General features: G+C 72.6%; 14 protein-coding genes and 1 pseudogene. 6 read left to right on the plus strand and 9 right to left on the minus strand.

From position 1 onward, the window contains the following. Window positions 1–262 precede the first annotated feature (262 nt). The gene (locus tag NQO67_RS15520) at window positions 263–1,114 is read right to left on the minus strand and encodes a helix-turn-helix transcriptional regulator (protein ID WP_255950556.1); all 852 of its coding nucleotides are present in this window, start codon (window positions 1,112–1,114) and stop codon (window positions 263–265) included. A gap of 87 nt (window positions 1,115–1,201) precedes the next feature. Between NQO67_RS15520 and NQO67_RS15525 the strand changes: the two genes are divergently transcribed. The 3 genes from NQO67_RS15525 to NQO67_RS15535 all read left to right on the plus strand — a co-directional run bounded on the left by NQO67_RS15525 (window position 1,202) and on the right by NQO67_RS15535 (window position 4,409). Beyond that, window positions 1,202–2,005 (plus strand): SDR family NAD(P)-dependent oxidoreductase, encoded by an 804-nt coding sequence (locus NQO67_RS15525; RefSeq protein WP_255950557.1) that lies wholly within the window; start codon window positions 1,202–1,204, stop codon window positions 2,003–2,005. 225 nt (window positions 2,006–2,230) lie between these two features. Next, window positions 2,231–2,611 carry an immunity protein CdiI family protein gene (locus NQO67_RS15530; protein ID WP_255950558.1) on the plus strand — a complete coding sequence of 127 codons (381 nt, stop codon included), beginning with the start codon at window positions 2,231–2,233 and terminating at the stop codon, window positions 2,609–2,611. 313 nt (window positions 2,612–2,924) lie between these two features. After that, a complete protein-coding gene (locus NQO67_RS15535; RefSeq protein WP_255950559.1) occupies window positions 2,925–4,409 on the plus strand; it encodes a hypothetical protein in 1,485 nt (494 codons plus the stop codon). Window positions 4,410–4,527: 118 nt separating this feature from the next. Here NQO67_RS15535 and NQO67_RS15540 read toward each other — a convergent pair whose 3' ends face one another. Beyond that, a complete protein-coding gene (locus NQO67_RS15540) occupies window positions 4,528–5,205 on the minus strand; it encodes an HAD family hydrolase (RefSeq protein ID WP_255950560.1) in 678 nt (225 codons plus the stop codon). Between the two features lie 173 nt (window positions 5,206–5,378). Between NQO67_RS15540 and NQO67_RS15545 the strand changes: the two are divergent. Then, window positions 5,379–5,759, plus strand: a pseudogene (locus NQO67_RS15545) (alpha-L-arabinofuranosidase C-terminal domain-containing protein); the annotation flags it as partial. A gap of 66 nt (window positions 5,760–5,825) precedes the next feature. Here the strand turns inward: NQO67_RS15545 and NQO67_RS15550 are convergent. Beyond that, window positions 5,826–7,079, minus strand: a complete 1,254-nt coding sequence (locus tag NQO67_RS15550; RefSeq protein WP_255950561.1) for a hypothetical protein — start codon at window positions 7,077–7,079, stop codon at window positions 5,826–5,828. Between the two features lie 464 nt (window positions 7,080–7,543). Between NQO67_RS15550 and NQO67_RS15555 the strand changes: the two genes are divergently transcribed. Together NQO67_RS15555 and NQO67_RS15560 are read left to right on the plus strand one after the other, a co-directional pair. Beyond that, window positions 7,544–8,917, plus strand: a complete 1,374-nt coding sequence (locus NQO67_RS15555; RefSeq protein WP_255950562.1) for an MFS transporter — start codon at window positions 7,544–7,546, stop codon at window positions 8,915–8,917. Continuing rightward, the gene (locus NQO67_RS15560; protein WP_255950563.1) at window positions 8,914–9,822 is read left to right on the plus strand and encodes an acetamidase/formamidase family protein; all 909 of its coding nucleotides are present in this window, start codon (window positions 8,914–8,916) and stop codon (window positions 9,820–9,822) included. Before NQO67_RS15555 ends, NQO67_RS15560 begins: the two co-directional genes overlap by 4 nt. A 6-nt stretch (window positions 9,823–9,828) precedes the next feature. Here the strand turns inward: NQO67_RS15560 and NQO67_RS15565 are convergent, their stop codons facing one another. From NQO67_RS15565 to NQO67_RS15590, 6 genes are all read right to left on the minus strand, one after another. Continuing rightward, a complete protein-coding gene (locus NQO67_RS15565) occupies window positions 9,829–10,386 on the minus strand; it encodes a pyridoxamine 5'-phosphate oxidase family protein (protein ID WP_255950564.1) in 558 nt (185 codons plus the stop codon). Between the two features lie 85 nt (window positions 10,387–10,471). Beyond that, window positions 10,472–11,281, minus strand: coding sequence for a DUF427 domain-containing protein (locus NQO67_RS15570; protein WP_255950565.1), 810 nt, complete (start codon window positions 11,279–11,281; stop codon window positions 10,472–10,474). Between the two features lie 109 nt (window positions 11,282–11,390). Beyond that, complete coding sequence (locus NQO67_RS15575; protein WP_255950566.1) at window positions 11,391–13,016, minus strand: alkaline phosphatase D family protein; 1,626 nt, start codon at window positions 13,014–13,016, stop codon at window positions 11,391–11,393. Between the two features lie 159 nt (window positions 13,017–13,175). Continuing rightward, the gene (locus NQO67_RS15580) at window positions 13,176–14,033 is read right to left on the minus strand and encodes an oxygenase MpaB family protein (protein ID WP_255950567.1); all 858 of its coding nucleotides are present in this window, start codon (window positions 14,031–14,033) and stop codon (window positions 13,176–13,178) included. Window positions 14,034–14,193: 160 nt separating this feature from the next. Continuing rightward, window positions 14,194–18,630, minus strand: coding sequence for a non-ribosomal peptide synthetase (locus NQO67_RS15585; RefSeq protein ID WP_255950568.1), 4,437 nt, complete (start codon window positions 18,628–18,630; stop codon window positions 14,194–14,196). A gap of 194 nt (window positions 18,631–18,824) precedes the next feature. Then, on the minus strand, window positions 18,825–19,382 hold the full coding sequence (locus tag NQO67_RS15590; RefSeq protein WP_255950569.1) for a DUF2087 domain-containing protein: 558 nt from the start codon (window positions 19,380–19,382) through the stop codon (window positions 18,825–18,827). Window positions 19,383–19,430: the final 48 nt, after the last annotated feature.

Below are 19,430 nucleotides of genomic sequence, written 5' to 3' on the forward strand. Positions count from 1 at the left end.
AGACCGGGAGCAGCGCGGCCCGAGCGCCCGGCCGTACCGCTGGCGAGGCGCTGAGGGAGAGCCCGACGGAGTCGCTCGACGCCGGCCGGTCCCGCGCGGTGCAGCACTGCGGTGCGGAAGTCACCGACGGTGGACCGGACCGATGGGCCGCGGCGGCGCCCGGCAGCACGGACGACGAGGCGCTGCGCGGCCTTGTCCGAGGGCCGACACGGGCGCGGTACCGGGCCGGAGGCCAGCAGGAATGACGGGTGGCCGGGGTGGCTCAGCCGATGACGTCCATGCGCTGGGTGCCGATGACCGACAGCAGCTGGAGCGCCTCCGCGGACGGCGAGCCCGGGGTCGCGGTGTAGATCACGACCTGCTGGTCGCGGTCGGTGACGTCGAGGACGTCGCAGTTGACGGTGACCGGGCCCACCAGCCGGTGCTGGAAGGTCTTGCACAGCGTGGACCAGGGGGTCACCTCGCGGGACTCCCACAGACGGGTGAACTCCTCGCTGCCGGCGAGAAGATCGCCCACCAGCTCGGCGACCTCCGGATCGTCGGGATAGCGCGCGGCTGCGGCACGCAGGCGCCGTGTCGCGTTGCGGGCGAACGCGTCCCCGTCCGAGACGCCGTACAGCCGCTGGCCGTGCGAGTGCGGTCCGAGGAAGACCCGGCGCACGAGGTTGCGGTCGCGCCGCGGCAGCGCGGAGAAGTCCTCCATCAGGGCCGCCGCCAGATCGTTCCACGCCAGCACCTCGAGGGTCGCGGACATCACGGTCGCCGCCGCCTGCGGCAACCGGTGCAGCAGGTCGAGGATGCTCTGGCGCACCTCACGCGAGGGGCCGGCCGGCGGCAGCGGCGGCGCACCGGCGAGGTGGTGGAGATGGTCGCGCTCGGCATCCGGCAGGCGCAGCGCCCGGGCCAGCCCGGCCAGCACCTCCCGAGACGGGCGCGGCGCGCGGGCCTGCTCGAGACGTGTGTAGTACTCGGTCGAGATGTACGCGAGCTGCGCCACCTCCTCGCGGCGCAGCCCCGGGGTTCGGCGGCGCGGGCCGGCGGGCAGCCCCACGTCGGCCGGGGTGATCCGCTCGCGCCTGCTCCGCAGGAACGCCGCCAGCTCTCGTCGGTCCATGCCTCCAGTGTGGCCGCACGCCGGCCGGCCCAGCCAGGTACTGCCGGTGCCTGGATGGGTTCCGCGGGTCGTTCCAGGCTCGCTGCCATGGACAACACACCCGCCTCCACCGCACCCGCCGCCCCGGCCGCCCTGGGCCTGCTGGCCGGCAAGGTCGCGTTCATCACCGGTGCCGGGCGCGGCATCGGCGCCGCCGCGGCCCGGCTGTTCGCCCGCGAGGGCGCCCGTGTCCTCCTCGCCGCCCGGACGGAGGCCGAGCTGAAGGCGGTGACCGAGGAGGTCAGGGCGGCGGGTGGCACCGCGGAGTACGTGACCTGCGACCTGGCGGACGCGGCCGGCGTGCGGGCCGCCGTCGACCACGCCGTGGACCTGTACGGCCGCCTCGACGTCGCCTTCAACAACGGCGCGACGATCCAGCACCCCGGCCCGCTGGACGGGATGCCGGAGCCCGACTTCGACCGCGTCTACAGCGTCAACCTCAAGGGCGTCTGGCTGGCCATGGTCGCCGAGGTGGCCGCCATCCGAGCCACCGCCGGGACGGGCGCCATCGTCAACAACTCGTCGGTCGGCAGCCTGCGGGGCAACCCCGAGCTGCCCGCCTACGCCGCGATGAAGCGGGCGGTCAACAGCCTCACCGAATCGGCCGCCGTCACGTACGGCCCGGAGGGCATCCGCGTCAACGCCATCGCGCCCGGCGCCACGCTGACCGCGATGATCCGTGCCTGGGAGGCGGAGTCACCCGGTCTCACCGAGCGGCTCTCGGCGGGCAACCCGTTGCGCCGCATGGCCGACCCGGAGGAAATCGCCCAGGCCGCGGCCTGGTTCCTCAGCGACCGCTCCTCCTTCGTGACCGGCACGGTGCTGCGCGTCGACGGCGGCGCGCTGACCTGAGCGGCGCCGGCCGGGCTCCACCGTGCGGACCAGTCGGGCGTTCCCGAAGGGCAGTCCTCGATGCCCGGGACCCGCAGCAGCTCCAGCCGCTCGCGCGTCTCGGAGTCCGCCGGCGTGAGCGGAACCGAGGCCGGTCCTCCGGCGGAACCCCGGGTGTTCGCCCGGGTGCCGGCCACCCGGGACGGTCAGGGACCACCCGGTTCGCGACGCACCTACCCTGTGCGGATGGACGACGATTTCCGGCGGCACGCGCGATTCTGCCCGCACGGGCGCCCGGTCGGGGTGCGGCGGCTGGACGTGCAGTTCGACTACGGGGCGTTCCCCGTCTGGGCGTGGCACGAGGAGCGGCAGGTGGACGCCATGGTGGGCCCGGAGCACCTCGGTGTCTCGGCCGAGCTGACGGACGCGTTGCGGGCCTGGTCCACCTGGCAGGATGCGCACAGCCAGTGGGGCGGCGGCCGTTCGGCGACCGCCGCGCAGTGGGCCGAGCACACGCTGCTGGGTCGACGACTCGCAGAACGGCTGGAGGCCGAGACGGGCGCCGCGGTGGTCTACGGGCGGCCGACCGATCCGGACTGCGCCACCTGCCGCCCGAACCGGAGCTGACGCCGGCCGACAGCAGCAGGGACCATCCGGTGCAGGCGGCTGCGGCCGCGCCCATGAGGGCGACGCCGAGCCCGCCCCTGAGCGCAGCTGCTGGCCCTGCGACGTACGGGCTCTTCATATCCCGTTCACAGACGTACGCCGGCGCTCCCGCACCACGCCGTGAGGGAACGGCGCCGTCCGCCCGGCCGATCTCCAGCATTCAACCCGCGTTCGCATCCGGGTCCGACAGGCGTCCGCCGGCTGCCGCATCCTCTCTGGCGGCCCACGCCGCAACACGGTATAGAGGCGTGGCGGATCAAGCGGAAGGGCGCACATGAACGACAACGACAGATCACCACGGCGGACTTCGTCCACGTCCGGGGCCAGGTCCACGTTCGGGACCAGGCTCAGCAGGGGGATGCTCGCAGCGGTCCTCGGCGCCTCGGCCCTGGCCGTCGCCTCGTCGAGCGCGGCGGCCAGCCCGGAGCAGGGCCGGCAGACCGGTTCCCACGTCGCGTCCGACGTCACGGTCAAGCGCGGGCAGCACGCCAAGGCCCTGCCCTTCTCGGTGCGGAGCACGGGCGAGGCCGTGCTCACCCTGACCTCGCGGGCGGCCGGCGCCTCCTGGCAGACCGAAGGCAGCGAGTCCGGTGTGGTGTCGGTGCACGTCGACCACCGCTACGTCACGGACATCGTGATCCCGTCCGACCAGGAGACCACGCGGAGCTTCACCGTCGGGCACCTCGCCGCGGGGAAGCACACCCTTCAGCTGGAGTTCGCGTCCGACCGGTCGCCGAGCGGGGTGAGCAGTGCCCGGCTGGGCGACGTCTCCGTGCAGGTGCACGGTGAGGACAGCGAGGAGGGTCTGGTGCTGAGGCACTCCCCCGTGCTGTACGGGAGGAACATCGCCGAGCTGGGCGACCGGTTCCAGAGCGCCACCACCGACACCCCGTTGATCTCCTACCACGAGGTGCTTCCGGCAGCGACGCCCGGGCACAAGGTGCTCCAGTACACGATCGTCTGGAGCAACGAGGACGGCGGCACCGACTCCCCCGCGCTGATGGCGCGGTGGGGCCGCACCACGGACATCGAGTGGGCCTACCGGGTCGAAGTCGACGCGGACGGCAACACGGTGCCCGGCACCGATGTCTACCAGGCGCCCAACCACCAGACGCTCGTCTTCGCAGGCACCCTCGAAGGCGACCGTCCCCTGCTGGAGACCTGCACGTCGAACAACAACATGTGCGACAAGGTCGACGACCCCATGCGCTTCTCGCTGTCCCCGCTCGAGGAGCTGCCCGCCGGGGCGGCCCGCGAGCACCAGATGGACGTGAACCCCTGGACGTACCAGGTCATGGCGCAGGAGATGCTGCGCGAGGGGCAGATCGAGTCACCGTCCGATCCGCAGACCGCGGCGGTCGGGGACCAGCGCACCTACCTGTACATCGCGGTGACCCACACGGCCACGCCGACCGCCGACACCGCGGCGGTCGGGCTGGGCATCGGCGTGCGGCTCAAGAACGACGACACCCTGTACACCTCCCACCACGACGTCGCCACGTCCTCGGTGAACCGGGACGGCACGGCCGCGACCACCGTCGAGTTGCCCGCAGGCACCCAGGCCTCGGACGTCGCCGAGATCGTGGCGCTGCGCACGCCCATCACGGAGACCGGTGCCACGCTGACGGTCAGCCAGGTCAGCCGGGCGTTCTTCCTCGGCGAGGACTACCTCCCCGGTACTTCGTTCGTGACGTGGAACGGCAGCCAGACCCTCACCCAGCAGGCCCCGACCGCCGTGCTGTGGAGTGCCACCGGCTGAGGCGGGCGCCGAAGCGCGCGGACACCGGACACCCCGGGTCCGGCGAGCGGCCCGGGGCCACCCCGCTGGTGGCGACACCGTCAGGGTGGCCCGGGGCCCGCCACGCTCCCCGTGCGGGTCAGCCGTTGAACCTCTGGTGGACCTCGTCGACGGTGGCCGCCAGGTCCCTCAGGTCGGGGCGGACGGCGTGGGCGATCGAGGGGTCGTCCCGCGCGTCCAGACGGTTGATCCACACCCGGGTGACACCGAGTTCGCCGGCCGGCACCATGTCGTGGAAGTAGCTCTGCGCCACGTGGACCCAGCGGTCACGGGTGACGCCGAGGGACTGCTCGAAGAACGTGAAGTGGTGGTGGGCCGGCTTGTAGGCGCCGCAGTCCTCGGCGGTGACGATCGCGTCGAACCGCACCTGGAGGCGGCGCTGGGTCTCTCCGATGATGACGCGGTCGCAGTTGGTGAGCAGGGCCAGGTTCCAGCCGGCCGCCCGCAGCTCGCGCAGCGCCTGCCGGGTCTCCGGGAAGACGGGCCAGAACGGGATTCCGGCCGTCAGCACGCGCAGGTCGTCCTCCACCAGCTCGACCTTCGCCTCGGCAACGGTGCGCCTGAACGCCTCGGCCAGGACGTCGCCGTAGCGCAGGGAGGGGTGCGTGCGCTGCACCTCCGGCTCGTGGCGGTTGTAGACGTCCAGCAGCTCCCGGCCCCTGCCGGGCACCACCAGCTCGATGCCGGTGGCGATGCCGTGACGCCAGTCCACGAGGGTGCCGAAGCAGTCGAAGGTGGCCCAACGCTTCTCGCTCATCGACCTTCCCCGGGGTGCGCGGACAGGGCGGGACCATTATCTATGCGACGGCCCGGTGGCGTCGTTCGAGGCACGTGGGTGGGGTGCGGGCCGGTCGGTCGGCTGGTTGTTGGTCGGTCGGTCCGGACGGCGTCCCGCGTGTTGACGCGCCCATGCCCGTGCTCTCAGTCCTACGGCCTGGCGACGTCGACATCAAGGTACGGGGCCGTCAGGTCAGCCTCTTCCTCGACGGCGAGGAGTGGAGCGGCTTCACCGACGACAAGCCGGTCGAGCCCTTCCGCCAGGTCGTCACCCGGGACGACCGGACCGGCGAACTGATCCTCAAGGCCGTCAACGACCAGTCCACCGCCGCCCGCACCGCGATCGACCTCGGCGGCGGTGACGTGGCGCCGCGGGCGGGCGTGACCAAGCTTGCGGCCGGTCCCGACGCGGTGAAGACCGAGACGGACACCCTCGTCGCACCGAAGAGGTCCACGTTCACCGGGGTCGCCGACCGGTTCACGTACACCTTCCCGGCGAACTCGGTGACGTTCATGAGGATCGAGGAGCGGTAGCCGGACCCGGCCGTGGCGGTGGGCGGCCCGACCGCCCACCGCTTCGGCGGACCGTGCACGTACCGGTCAGCACCCGCCCGGGAAGACGGTCGTCAGCTGTGCGTCGTACGCCGTGCGGGTGCCGGCGTTCGCGGTGGCGCCGAACAGGTGGTCACCGTCGGCCGCATGCCAGAACGACAGGCCCTCCGAGGCCTTCGGCCACTTCGTCACGGAGCAGTGCGCCCCGGTGGTGGAGTTCCAGGCGTCCAGGCGGCTCGACGTTCCGTGCGCGTTCTCGATGTGGTAGTAGAACACGCCGTTGTTCGAGACGACGCCCGACGGCACCTCGGGTGTTCCTTGATCGTTCACCGGGTTGTTCAACTGGTAGGCGGCCACGGCGCTGGCGGTGCCGCCGGAGTCCGTGACCAGGGTCGGGCCGGCGGCGCTGTCGGCGGTGTGCAGCGCGAACCGCATGACCTCGGTGGCCGGTCTGGCGCTTCCGGCGCCGATGAGCAGGCTCGGTCCGGTGGGGCCTCGGTCGAGCGACATGGACCCACCGGGCACGTAGTAGCTGCCCGTGCCGGTGGAGATCCACCGGGCCACCACCGGCATCACGTAGTGGGCGCCGTGCGCCGCCGCCACCAGGCGGGAGTTGGCCCCGATGTAGACGATGTGGTCCAGGTCGAAGACGGTCACGCCGTGCAGCGAACTCCCGGTGTGCACGTCGGTGGCGTAGAGGTAGTGCCCGTACCAGGCGATACCGCCGAGGTGCAGCACCGGATCCGTCAGCTGGGACGCGCCGCCGGTCGCGGTGTTCTCCGTGAGGACGACCTTGCGGTAGCGGGGGTCCTCGGAGTCCGAACGGGTGCCCTGCCACTCGGCGAATGTGAGGGCGCTGATCTGGTTGTAGGCCGGGTCGCCGCTTCCGCCGGAACCGTTGGCACCCTTGTAGGCCGACCATCCGGTCGCGACGATCTGCCGGCCCCAGTACATGTCGTCGGCACCGTCGAGGCCCGCCGCGTCCGCCGACGTGGTCTGGCCCTGCGGGCGTAGCTCGACCCCTTCACCGTTCCAGGTCAGGGGCCCGGTCGAGGCGCTCTGATCGGTTGCGGAGAAGCAGAAACCCTGCGAGGTCAGTGACGCCGACGCGCTGCGGCACGGGCTCGTGTACGGCAGCCGGTACTGCGACCCGGTGCCGAGGATGCCGCTCCAGCTGGGTGCCGGCGCCTGCGGTGTGTCCCCCGCGCCGGCGTGCGCCTCAAGGTCGGCGACCTCGGCGGCGTAGTCGACGGAGGTGTCCTTCCGGAGCTTCCACTTGCCGGCTTCACCGGCCGGCTCCACGCACGGCGCGTTGGTGGCCTGCCCCGGACTCGGGGTTCCCGACGCGTAGGCACAGACGGCTGCCCCGGCGGCCCGGGCGTGCGGTGCCGCCACCGCCGACGGAGCAAATGTCGCCCCGGTGGCCAACGCCAGGCCCAGTACACCGACAGCAACCGCATAAAGTCGACTTTCAGCAGCTAATCGCATCTTACTCGGCCTCCTCAGGTCATAAAAGGGTGAAGCGGAGGCTAACAGGGGGTCCGCGGCCGCCACTCCCGCGTGTGCGAAGGTGCCTGCCAGATGCCGGTGAAAGCGGGCCCGCGCACCGCCGTCCTGCGCGCCCGCACCCCCTGGACGCCGACCGAAAACGGGACTGTGCGCCGCATCGTCGGCGGTTATCTTCAAGAACGCTCGGCCGCAGCCCCCGTCGAACCCGGCACCGGCTCCTACCGCGGCGGTCCACGGCACCAGGAAGGAGCGCGCCGATGACCGCGGGACACGCCCAGGACACGCGCGAGTCCCCGGCCACGGTCCGCAAGGCCACGATCGCCGCCGCCGCGGGCAACACGATCGAGACATTCGACTACGGCGTCTACGGCTACCTCACGACCATCCTTGCCAGCCGCTTCTTCCCGGAACAGACACCGGGCACGGCACTGCTCTCGACGCTCGCCGTCTTCGGCGTCGCCTTCGTCGTCCGTCCACTCGGATCCGTGCTGTTCGGGGCGATGGGGGACCGCTTGGGGCGTCGTGCCGCGCTGGTTCTCACGCTCGCCCTCATCGCCGGCTCCACCGCAGCGATCGGCGTGCTGCCGACCGCGCACACCGCCGGTGTGCTCGCGCCCGTCCTCCTCGTCCTGTGCCGGCTGCTCCAGGGGCTGGCGACCGGAGGCGAGTACAGCACGGCCGTCACCTACGTCGCCGAGCACTCGACGACGCGCAGAGGCGCCCTGACCAGTCGTGTGCAGATCGGTAGCATCCTCGGCCTGGTCCTGGCCGCCACGTTGGTGCTGCTGCTCGGTTCCCTGCTGGGCGACGGCGCCATGGCGGCCTGGGGGTGGCGGCTGGCGTTCCTCGCCGCACTGCCCATGGGCGTCATCGGCCTGGTCGTCCGGCTCACCCTCGACGAGACACCGGAGTTCCAGCAGATCCAGCAGCAGGCCGCGGTCGAGCGGGCGCCGCTGCGTGAGACGTTCACCCACCATCGCGAGGCACTGCTCGTGGTGTTCGGGCTGGCCGCGATCCAGCAGGTCGGCTACTACGTGGTGTTCAGCTATGTGCAGACCTACCTGATCAGGCTGGGTCACTCGACCGACCGGGCGACGCTCGCCACCCTGCTGGCGCTGATCGTCGCGATGGTCGTCGTGGCCTGCGTCGGCCCCTGGTCCGACCGCGTGGGGCGACGCCCGATCCTGGTGGCGGCGTGCGCCGCGCTGGTGGTCTTCGCCTACCCGTTGTTCGCGCTGCTCAGCGCCACCGGCAACCTTGCCGTCGTGATCCTGGTGTGCGCCGTCATGGCGATCGGCCCGGCCGCCTACACGGCCGTCGCTCCCGCCGCCTACACCGAGGCCGTACCGGCCAGGGTCCGGGCCACCACGTTCGCCATCGGCTACAACCTGGCGGCGGCCGCGCTCGGCGGGCCCGCGCTGTATGTCTCCGGGCTGCTCATCAACCTGACGCACGACCGGCGCGCGCCCGCGTACTTCCTCATGGCGGGGGCGCTGATCAGCCTCCTGGCCGCGCTGGCGGTCAAGCGCGCTCCAGACGGCAGAGCGGCGGGTGCCGGAACGGAAGGCGGCCCGGCGGGTCGGCCCCCGGAGAGTGGCCGCATCGCCGCCGAAAGCGGGCCGCCGGCATGACGCGGGAACGGATCTCCAGGCCGTCGTCGCCCGCCTACGCGTACAGCGCCGCGCGCCCTCCGAGCTGCACGCTCGACCCGGGCGAGCGGGTGCTGGTGGAGACCTGGGACGCCCGGGCCGGGCGGATGTTCGCCCACCCGGCAGGTCCGTTCGAGCTGCCGGAGCTCCCGGCCGGGGAGGGCAACCCGCTCACCGGACCGCTGGCCGTGCGGGGCGCACGCCCCGGGGACGCCCTCGTCGTCACCATCGAGGAGATCACCTGCGTCTCACCAGGATGGTTGTGCGCCCGGGAGGGCAGGAATCCGGCCTCCGCCGGGGTGATCACCGGCTCCCACGGCAGGATCTGCGAGCTCACGGAAGACGGTGTCACGTTCGCCGGCGGCATCACCCTGCCGCTGGCCCCGATGGTGGGGTGTCTCGGCGTCGCCCTGCCGGGTGAGTCGCTGCCGAGTTCCGTGCCGGGCAGGCACGGCGGCAACATGGACCACTCCATCGTGCGCGCCGGCGCCACCGTCCACCTGCCGGTCCTCGTCCCTGACGCCCTGCTCTACGTAGGTGATGCGCATGCCGTCCAGGGCGACGGGGAGCTGTCCGGGACCGGGGTGGAGGTCCGCGCCGAGGTGGCGCTGCGCGTCGACCTCGAGCGCGGCGCGGCACTCCGCTGGCCCTGGGTGACGACCGCGGACCGGGTGGCGGTGCTGACCAGCGGACCCACGTTCGATGAGGCACGCCGCGCCGCGGTCGACGCCATGATCACGGCACTGGGCCGGGCCCGCGGTCTCGACCCGGCCGACGCGCTGGCGCTGCTCTCCGCGGTCGGCGACCTACGCGTGGGCCAGGCGACCGGCGGCGTCGACGTGACCCTGCGACTGGAGTTGCCGGCCCACCTCGGTGTGCGGCCCTGACCCGGCTCAGAACGCCCACCGGGTGTGGGTGTACACGCCGTCGTCCCGACCGAAGCCGTACGCCGTGTCCGGTGCCACCGCGAACACCACCACGTCGCCCTTGCGGAACGCGTCCCCGATCCCGTGGAAGGTGCCCTCGGGGGAGGTGATGTGCGCCCCGTACTTCGCCTCGTACGCCGCGATCACCTCGTCGAGCACCGCCGGATCGGCGACCGGCTCCGCCCTGCCCTCGACCACGAGGTCGAGCCCTTCGGTGAGCGAGTTCCGCCCCGTGGTCAGCGCGCAGTGCCCGTCATGGGCGAGGTTCCTCGCCTTCTGCTCCCCGGCTCCGGTGGAGAAGTACAGCACCCCGTCGTGCCAGGCGGCGATCACGGGCGTGACGTGCAGCCGGCCGTCCGGGCGCACCGTGGACACCCAGAAGATCTCGGCGGTCGCCAACTGCCGCTGGGCCTCGGCCCACTCGGTGGCCGTGGCGTCCGCCGCGCCCGGGCGGGGGTGGAGCGCGGAGCTGTAACGGGCGTCGAGCTCGGTCGTGGGTTGCTTTGCGGGTCCGTGTGTCGACATGGGTGGATCTCCTTTCCTCTTCCCCCTTGACGACCGGCTGCCGGCGCCACAGTCATCGGTCGGGCCCGGTTCGTCACGCCTCGGCTCAGGAACGCGCGTGTTGTTCCTTGTCCCACTGGGTCCGTGAGAGGGCGGTGGGTCTCGGGAGCAGGACACCGTCCACGTACAGGTCGACGTGCTCGTTGTAGAAGGCGACCCGCCCCGCGACGGCGGCGCACGCCACCGTCGGGAAGTCGTACGCCCAGGCGAGGTCGTCGTGGCCGGCGGTCCCGCTCGCGAACGACCAGTACCCGCTGGTCCTCCCCTTGTACGGGCATGCCGTCACCGTGTCCGAGGGGCGCAGCCGGGTCCAGTCGACGTACGTGCGCTCCACGTAGTAGCGGGTCGGCAGGCCGGTCTCGAAGAGCGTCACCGAGGACGGTGCGTCCGCGAGGACGGTGCCGTCCACCTCGACGCGCACGCTGCTGGACGAGCGCAGCGCGTCCACCCTCGTGTACGGGCTCCTCGGGTGCACGAAGACCTGCTCTTCCTCCTCGTACCAGGCGTCGAGCGCGTCCCACCGGAACCGGGCGGTGCCGAGGAGCTCCTCCGGGGCCCCCTCGTCCCAGACCCACGCCGCGCCCTCGCGGACCTCGGAGCCGACCCGCAGCGAGTGCCGCCGTGCCGGGCCGGGTTTCAGCCGGCCGGTGCGGCCGTCGTCGGTGAGGACGCCCTCGGCCAGATCCCGCAGCGGAATGCTGTACTGCGGATAGCCGGGCCACTCCCACACGTACAGCGCGCGCCGGGTGTCGAGCACCCACCGGCCGCCGACCTGGGCACGGATGCGACGCGGCACGGGCTCGACGTGCCCGACCGGCACGATGAGACCCGGGTAGCCCGCACGTTCGTCCGCCATCGGCGATCACCTCCGTCCGCGCCGGCTGCACCGTCCGCACCGGCTGCTCCCGTGCGCCCAGTCTCCCCAGCGGGCGTGGATAGGACCACCACCGACGCGCACGCGCCGCTCAGGAGGGGGTCAGGGTGGAGTCGTGCGCGGTGTGCAACGTGCCGTCGAGGGCAGCCTGTTCCAGCCGGAGCCGGGCGGAACGGCCGCACAGGGTGAGGGTCATGAGCTGGTTGCCGAACCATGGGCCGCCCTGCTTGCGCCACTGCACCGGCAGGGCGGGGCAGCGGCCGTGCCGGGCGAGGGCCCGGCCCATCCGGCGGGCCAGGGCGCTCCAACCGAAACGGAACCCCAGTCGCATGTACAGGGGCACGCGGTTGTGCACGGGTGAGCAGGTGAGCTGGAGGACCCGTGCGTCCTGCCCGGCGGACGGCCAGGTGGCCCGGGCGACGTAGCCGTGGTGCACGTCGCCGGAGAGCACGCACACGCTCGCGGGGCCCTGTGGGGCGGAGGCGGTCTCCACGAGCAGGTCGGCGAGGTCGGCGAAGGAGCGCGGAAAGGCGGCCCAGTGCTCCAGGTCGGCCGTCCGGCGCAGCCGCTCGCCGAAGCGGGCCCAGCGGGTTCCGTGCTCCCCCGCGCACAGGGCCGCGTCCCACGCCTCGGCATCGTGCACCAGGTGCGGCAGCAGCCACGGCAGGGAGGTGCCGACCAGGAGGTGGTCGTAGGCGTCCGGGTCGGTCTGCACCTGCTTGCGCAGCCAGGCCGCCTCGCCGTCGTCCAGCATGGCGCGGTCGTCCTCGCCGAGCACCCGCGCCGCACGCGAGTCCACCATCACCAGCCTCACCCGGCCGAAGTCGCGCCGGTAGCTCCACCGGACGGCGGTGGCGTCGGCGTCGGCCCGCAGGGCGAAGCTGCGCAGCGCGTCCGTGCCGTCCGGGGTGGCACGCACCGCGGCGTAGGTCGGGTCGTCCGCGAGGTCGGCCGGGGAGAGGTTGCCGAGGTGCTGGTACACCCAGTACGTCATCAGGCCGCTCAGCAGCCGTTCCTGCCACCAGTGGGTGGCGCGCATGTCGGCGAGCCAGGCCGCGGAGGTGTTCCAGTCGTCGATGACGTCATGGTCGTCGAAGATCATGCAGCTGGGCACGGTGGACAGCAGCCAGCGGATCTCCGGGTCGAGCCAGGACTCGTAGTAGAGGTGGCAGTACTCCTCGTAGTCGACGACCTGGCCGCCGGGGGCCTCGGCGAGATCGCGCCGGGTGGCCAGCCATTTCCGGGTCTCCTCCGAGGTCTCGTCCGCGTACACCTGATCGCCCAGGAGCAGCAGCACGTCGGGGCGTTCGGCGTCGGGGTCGGCCGCCAGGCGGGTGGCGAGCGAGTCGAGGGCGTCCGTGCCCAGGGCCTTGCCGCCCGCCATGGGTGTGGCCCAGCGGCAGGAGCCGAAGGTGACCCGGACGGCGTCACCGCCGGCGGGGCTTCGGATGACGGAGGGCGGAAAGCCGGAATCGGCCAGCGGCCACACCGGGGCGTCGTCCAAGAAGACCTCGTACGACGGTGCGGTGTCGGGTTCGAGTCCCGTCACCGTGACCAGGGCGTAGTGGTGCCCGGCCACCTGGAAGGTGGCGGCCGCCCCGCCCGCGCCGTTCGAACAGCGCACCTCGGCGACGCACGGACGGCTCGTCTCGACCCACACGGTCGCCAACGAAGCGTCCGCGTACCTCAACAACGGTCCCAAAACCAGCTCAGCCACGACTGATCGCCCCTCCTTCCAGGCGCGACGACGGTAACCCGAACCGGTGAGGCAGGCGAGGGGCAGGGGGCGGGGATGCGGTGCGCATACCCGGGAGACCCGTCGATCACCGTGGGGGCGCGGTGTGGGGGACGCCGAGCCGGGACCGGATGGCGGTCGTCAGTGCGCGGGTGGCCGGGACGGGGCCATGGCCCAGCGGATGGTCCGGGTCAGGACCTGGCCCGCTGGGCGTACGGCGATGTCCTCGACGACGGGGAGACGGGGCAGCCGCAGCATGCTCCGGGCCCACGGCGGCAGCAGCGCGACGGCGTTCGCGGCCAGGCCGGCGTAGAACGGCCGTGCCGGCAGGGGCAGTGGGGGCCGCAGCAGCAGGAAGCGCGCGGCGGCGCGGGCCTCGGGGGTGACCCGCAGCTCGGGCCGGTAGGCCGCCAGCCGGTCGGCCAGCTCGCGGCGGTCGCGGGGTGCGTCGACCACTCCCAGGGCCTCGGCGACCCGGGCGGTGTCGGCGACGTACGCGTCGTAGCCGGTGGCGTCGAGCGGCCGGGCTCCGTAGCGACGGTGGGCGCGCAGGAAGCTGTCCGTCTCGGCGGCGTGCACCCAGCCCAGCAGGTGCGGGTCGGCCGCGTGGTACGCCAGTCCCTCGGCGGTCGTCCCACGCACCCGCTCGTGGATGCCGCGGACGTGGTCGACGGCCGCCTGCGCATCGTCGGCCGTGCCGTACGTCGTGACGGCGAGGAAGGCACTGGTGCGCTGCAACCGGCCCCACGGGTCGCTGCGGTATCCGGAGTGGGCGGCGACGGCGGCCATGGCGCGCGGGTGCAGGGACTGCAACAGCAAGGCGCTGATCCCGCCGATGAACATCGAGGCGTCCCCGTGCACGGTTCGGATCGGGCGGTCGGGCGCGAACCAGCGCGGGCCCTCGGTGCCGTGGATGCGGGCACGGGTGGCCGGTCCTTCGGGGCCAGCGACCCGCTCGAACAGGGCTCTGCCCAGGTGCTCGCGCACATCCGTCAGCATCGTCGGCCACCACCCTCTCCTTCCAGTGTCCGGCACGCCGCGGATTTCGGTGTTCGGCCCGCCCCGGGTTCCCTCGTGCCTCGCCGCTCGCTGGTCACCGTGCGTTTCCTCGTCGCCGGTCAGAGCACCCGTTCCGTCGGGCGCCGTCGACCCGGCCCGGTCACCTCCTGGCCGGCTTCCGGCCGGTGGCGGAGGACGGGCCGCAGGAGGCGGTGGACTGACGCGGGTTCCGGTCGGGCGCGGCAGGGGGCGGACGCAGGAGTCCCTGCCGGGTGAAATACGCGAGACACGGTTCGAGCAGGTCGGGGCCGATGGTCGGGCACATCAGCCCGGTACCGTCCAGGCCGCGTTGCGTGTTCGCCCGGTCGAAGACGTCCGGGTAGCGCCCCGGCGTCTCCCCCAGCGTGCTGTCCAGCAGCGCCACCGCCTGCACGGACCCACCGGCGCCGGGTACGGCGTCCGCCGCCGTGCGCAGGACGTGCCGCCACTGCTCGTACGGAACGGGAACGGTCGGGTATCCGAGGCGCTGGGCGTGTTCCAGCACGGCGCTCAGCTCGGTCTGCACCGGGCTGGTCAGGCTGTAGACGACGCCGTCGGCCCGCCCGGTGAGCGCGAGGTGGACGAACGCGGCGGCGGCGAAGTCGACCGGCACGATGTTCTCGCGCAGTCCCTCGCCGTCAAGGCCGGGTTCGGGGCGGACACCGAGTTCCACGCAGGCCCGCACGAAGTGCCAGAAGGCGTCGTCGCCCCCCATGACTCCGGTCTGCGCGTGGCTGCCGATGCGCGACGGGCGGTACACGGCCGTCGGGATCCCGCGCTGCCGTGCCAGCCGGACGAGGCCTTCGGCCACCCACTTGGTCCGCACGTAGCCGTACGGGTCCAGCAGCGCCGGATCGCTGACCCAGTCCTCCGGAAGGATCTCAGGGTCGTCCTCGCCGGCCACGACCGTGCTGATCGTCGACACGTAGTGGACCGGCACGGTGCGGTGCCGGGCAGCCAGCCGAAGGATCTCCTGGACGCCGTTCACGTTCGTGGGCCGCAGCGTCTCGTAGGACTCCATCAGGTTGACCCGGGCACCGTTGTGGAAGACCACGTCCACGGTCCGCGCCAGTGCATCGAAGCGCTTCTCGGTCAGGCCCAGCAGGCGCTGTGTCAGGTCTCCGGCCACGGCCACGACGCGGTCGCGCAGCCGGTCCTCCCACAGGCCGTAGGCGGTCAGCGCGGCCTCGATCCGCCGCAGGGCGGCGGTGTCGTCCGCTGCACGCACCAGGCAGTGGACGGTGGCGGAGGTGCGCTCGAGCGTCTCCCGGAGGACGAAAGCGCCGAGGAACCCGGTGGCTCCGGTGAGCAGGACGTCGCTGGGATCGGGCACGGGCCCGGCGATGGGGACCGTCGACGCTCGTATCTCGGGGTCGAGTCGGATCTCGCGGCGCAGGTCCGTCACGGCCGGCCTGCAGGCGGCGCCTTCGTCCAGCAGGGCGGCGAGCCCCGCGGGCGTCTGCCGCTCGAAGACGGCGGCCAGCGGAAGCCGGGCGTCAAGCCTCCTGTTGACGCTGCTGATCAACCGCACGGCCAGCAGGGACTGGCCGCCGAGGTCGAAGAAGCCCTCGTCCGCCCCGACGCCGTCCAGTCCCAGCGTCTCCTCGAAGGCCCGGCACAGTGCACGCTCCCGCGCGGTCCTCGGCGGCCGCCCCTTCGCGCGGGCGGAGAGGTCGGGCAACGGCAACGCGTCGCGGTCCACCTTGCCGTTCGCGGTGAGCGGCAGTTCGTCCAGCGGCAGCAGGACACCGGGCACCATGGCGTCCGTGAGCACCGTCGCCAGCCGGGCCCGTACGTCAGCCGGCTCCGGGGTTCCGGTGTAGTAGCCGACGAGTACCGGATGCCCGCCGGGGCCGTCCGCCACGGCGACGACGGCCTCCCGCACGCCCGCGAGCTCCCTCAGCGCGAACTCCACCTCGCCCAGTTCGATGCGCCGGCCCCGGATCTTCACCTGGTGGTCCTGGCGGCCGAGGAACTCCAGCTGGCCGTCCCTGCGCCGGCGGGCGACATCGCCGGTGCGGTACATGCGCCGGCCCGGCTCGCCGCCGTACGGATCGGGAACGAAGACGGTCGCGGTGCGCGCGGGATCGTCCAGGTAGCCGAGGCCGACACCGACGCCACCGACGTACAGCTCACCGGGTGTGCCGGGGGGAACGAGCCGGAGCCCGTCGTCGAGGACGTACAGGCGCAGGCCCCGCGTAGCGACCCCGATGGGGGCGCGGGTGCCCTCCGGGGGCGTCCGCGCGGTGATGAGTGCCTGCGCGACGTCGTCGGAGCACTCCGTGGGGCCGTAGCAGTTCACGAGCGGAACGTCTGGGTGGCGGGCCAGCCAGCGGCGGCACAGGTCCGCGGGCAGCGCCTCGCCGGTGACGGCCAGACGCCGCAGCGGAAGCCGTGCGGGCCCGCCGCCGTGCACATCCCACTGGTCCAGCGTCGTCTGGAGCAGGCTCGGCACCACCTGCAACACCGTGGCCCCCGTGGCGATCACCTCGTCGAACAGCGCCTGGGGGTCCCGGGCCTCGGCCTGGCCGACCGCGTGGACGCGTCCGCCGAAGACCAACGCGGTGAGCATCTGCCAGATCGAGATGTCGAAGGTCAGCGGCGCACTGGAGACGACCACCTCGGTGGCGTCGGTGATGCCGATGGCCTCGGCCTCGCCCAGCAGGTTGTTGACCAGGCCCCGGTGCGTCACCATCGCCCCTTTGGGACGACCGGTCGATCCGGAGGTGAACAGGACGTACGCCAGGTCGTCGGGCCCGTGCAGGACCGGGGCGAGGTCGTCGGGCGGGTCCACGGCGTCGTCCAGGACCAGCACGTCGATCGGGTGGTCGGCACGATCGGCCACCTTCTGTGCGAAGCCGGCGTGTCCGGAGTCGGTGAGCAGGCACGAGGCGTGGGTGTCCGCCAGCCGGGCGGCGTTGCGTGCGGGTGGCGCTGCGGTGTCCAGCGGCAGGTAGGCGCACCCGGCGCCGAGGATGCCGAGCAGGGCGGTGACCACGTCGGGGCCGCGATCGGCGAGCACCGCGACGATGCCCGGCGCCGATGCCGCGGTGCGGCGCAGGCGTCGGGCGAGCGCGCTCGCACGGCCGACCAGGGTCCGGTAGGTGACGTCCTGACGGCCGCCTGTCACCGCCATGGCCTCGGGGCGCGCGGCCGCGTGTTCCCGGACGCGTTGCACGACTCCATGCGCGAGGTCCTGGTGCTGGGTGCGGTGTCCGTCGTGCAGGAGAGTGCGCTCTTCTGCCTCGTCGAGCAGCGGGAGCCGGGACAGCGGGGTGTCCGGTCGGCCGGTCGCCTCCCGAAGCAGCCGGGCCAGCCGCCCGGTCAGGTCCACCGCCGTCTCCCGGTCGAAGAGGTCGCGCGCATATCCCAGGACGCCCCTGAGATCCGTGCCGGATTCGACGAAGTCCCAGTTCAGATCGAGCTTGACGGCGTCTGCGATGTCGCCCGCGAGTTCCGTGCACGCCACCTGGGGCATGCGGACGTCCGTGGCGGATCCGCTGTGCAGTTCCACCGCGACCTGGACCAGCGGGTTGCGGGAGTGGGAGCGGGCCGGGTTCAGCTCCTCCACCAGCCGTTCGAAGGGCACGTCCTGGTGGTCGAGGGCGGCGATGTCGGTCTTCCGGACCCGGGCGAGCAACTGACGGAACGTCGGGTCTCCGGAGGTGTCCGTGCGCAGCACGAGCGTGTTGACGAAGAAGCCCACCACGTCGTCCAGCGCCTCGTCGGTGCGGCCGGCGACGGCGGTGGCCAGCGGGATGTCCGTTCCGCTGCCGAGGCGCGTGAGCAGTGCGGCGACACCTGCCTGGAGGGCCATGAACAGGGTGGCTCCCCCCTGCTGCGCCACCGTCCGCAGTGCTGCGGCCAGATCGGGCCCCAGGTCGAAGCGGACGGTTCCTCCGTGGTGGTTCGCGGTGGAGGGGCGTGCGCGGTCGGCCGGCAGCGAGAGCTCGTCGGGCATGCCGGCCAGCGCGCCGCGCCAGAAGCCCAGTTGCCGGCTCAGCAGGCTCTCCGGGTCAGCGGCGTCCCCCAGCAGGTCCCGTTGCCACAGCGTGTAGTCGGCGTACTGGACGGGCAGCGCCTCCCAGACCGGTGCCCGGCCGGTCTGCACCCGGGCGGTGTACGCCTGCGCCAGGTCGCGCAGCAGCAACGTCGCGGACCAGCCGTCGCTGACGATGTGGTGGGTCACCAGCGCGAGCACCCACCGCGTGGTGCCGGTGCCCACGAGCCAGGGGCGCACGGGCAGGTCGACCGCCAGGTCGAAGGGCTCCACCTGGAGTCGCCGCAGCTCCTCGGCCGCGTCCCCGGGCGGGGGCGTGCGGACCGTGAGCCCCAGCCCGGCCTCGTCGGCGGGCAGCACGACCTGGTGCGGCTCGCCGTCGATGTCGCGGAACACCGTCCGCAGGCTCTCGTGCCGGCCGAGCACGTCGCGCCACGCCGCTTGCAGTGCCGGTACGTCCAACCGCCCGGTGAGCTGGAGCAGCAGCGGCGCGTTGTACGTCGCGTTCGGCCCCTCCAGCCGGTTGAGGAACCACAACCGTTGTTGGGCGTAGGACAACGGAATCAATGTCTCTCCTCACAGATCCGCGAAGCGGTTGCACAAGGAGCCGGCGGCACCCGGAAAAGGGCGGGAGGAAATCCATCGGCCGGTTTCTTTCCGGCTGCGCTGCGGCGGCCGCCCCCTGTGTCGCACCCTAGCTCCGCGGACACCGGGCGACGGGGCACGTCGACCGGCATCGCAGAGGCAGTTGCTCAGAGCGCTGGTTGGACGTCCGTGCGGCGCCAGTAGTCCCCGCCGTCCCTGCGGCCGAGCAGGCAGAGGTCGATCAGATAGCGCCGCACGGTGACGTGGTCCGTCTCGGCACCCTCGCACCACACTTTGAGCTTCTCGTTGACGGTCCGCTCGTCGTAGGTCCGCCCGACCTCGAACGTCCGCTCCACGAGGTGTTGGAGCACCACCCTGCGGCGGCGGAAGTGCGAGGGCATGCTGACCAGCCGGCCGTCCCGCACGAACGTGCGCAGCAGCGACTCCACGCGCTGGTCCGCGTAGCCGTGGCTCTCCTCGGGACGCGCGGGACGCGTCTCGCGGACGATCTCCCTGAGGTGATCGGTCCGGGGCCGGAGCACGCCGTCGGTCTCCGCTATCAAGCCTCCCCGACGCAGCCGGCGAAGCGCCGCGTTCGTCTCCTTCGCCGACGTGCCCGCTGATGCGGCCGCCTGTGCGGCGGAGGAGGCTCCGAGCACCACGGCGGAGAAGACCCGCAGCCGCGCGGGCTCGGCGAGCAGACCGACAATTTCATCAGACTTCATAGGCCTGCTTTCTGTCGAAATTGACGCATGTAAATCGCTGTGCGCACG

The organism is Streptomyces odontomachi (genome assembly GCF_024435355.1).
GTDB classification, from domain to species: Bacteria; Actinomycetota; Actinomycetes; order Streptomycetales; family Streptomycetaceae; genus Streptomyces; species Streptomyces odontomachi.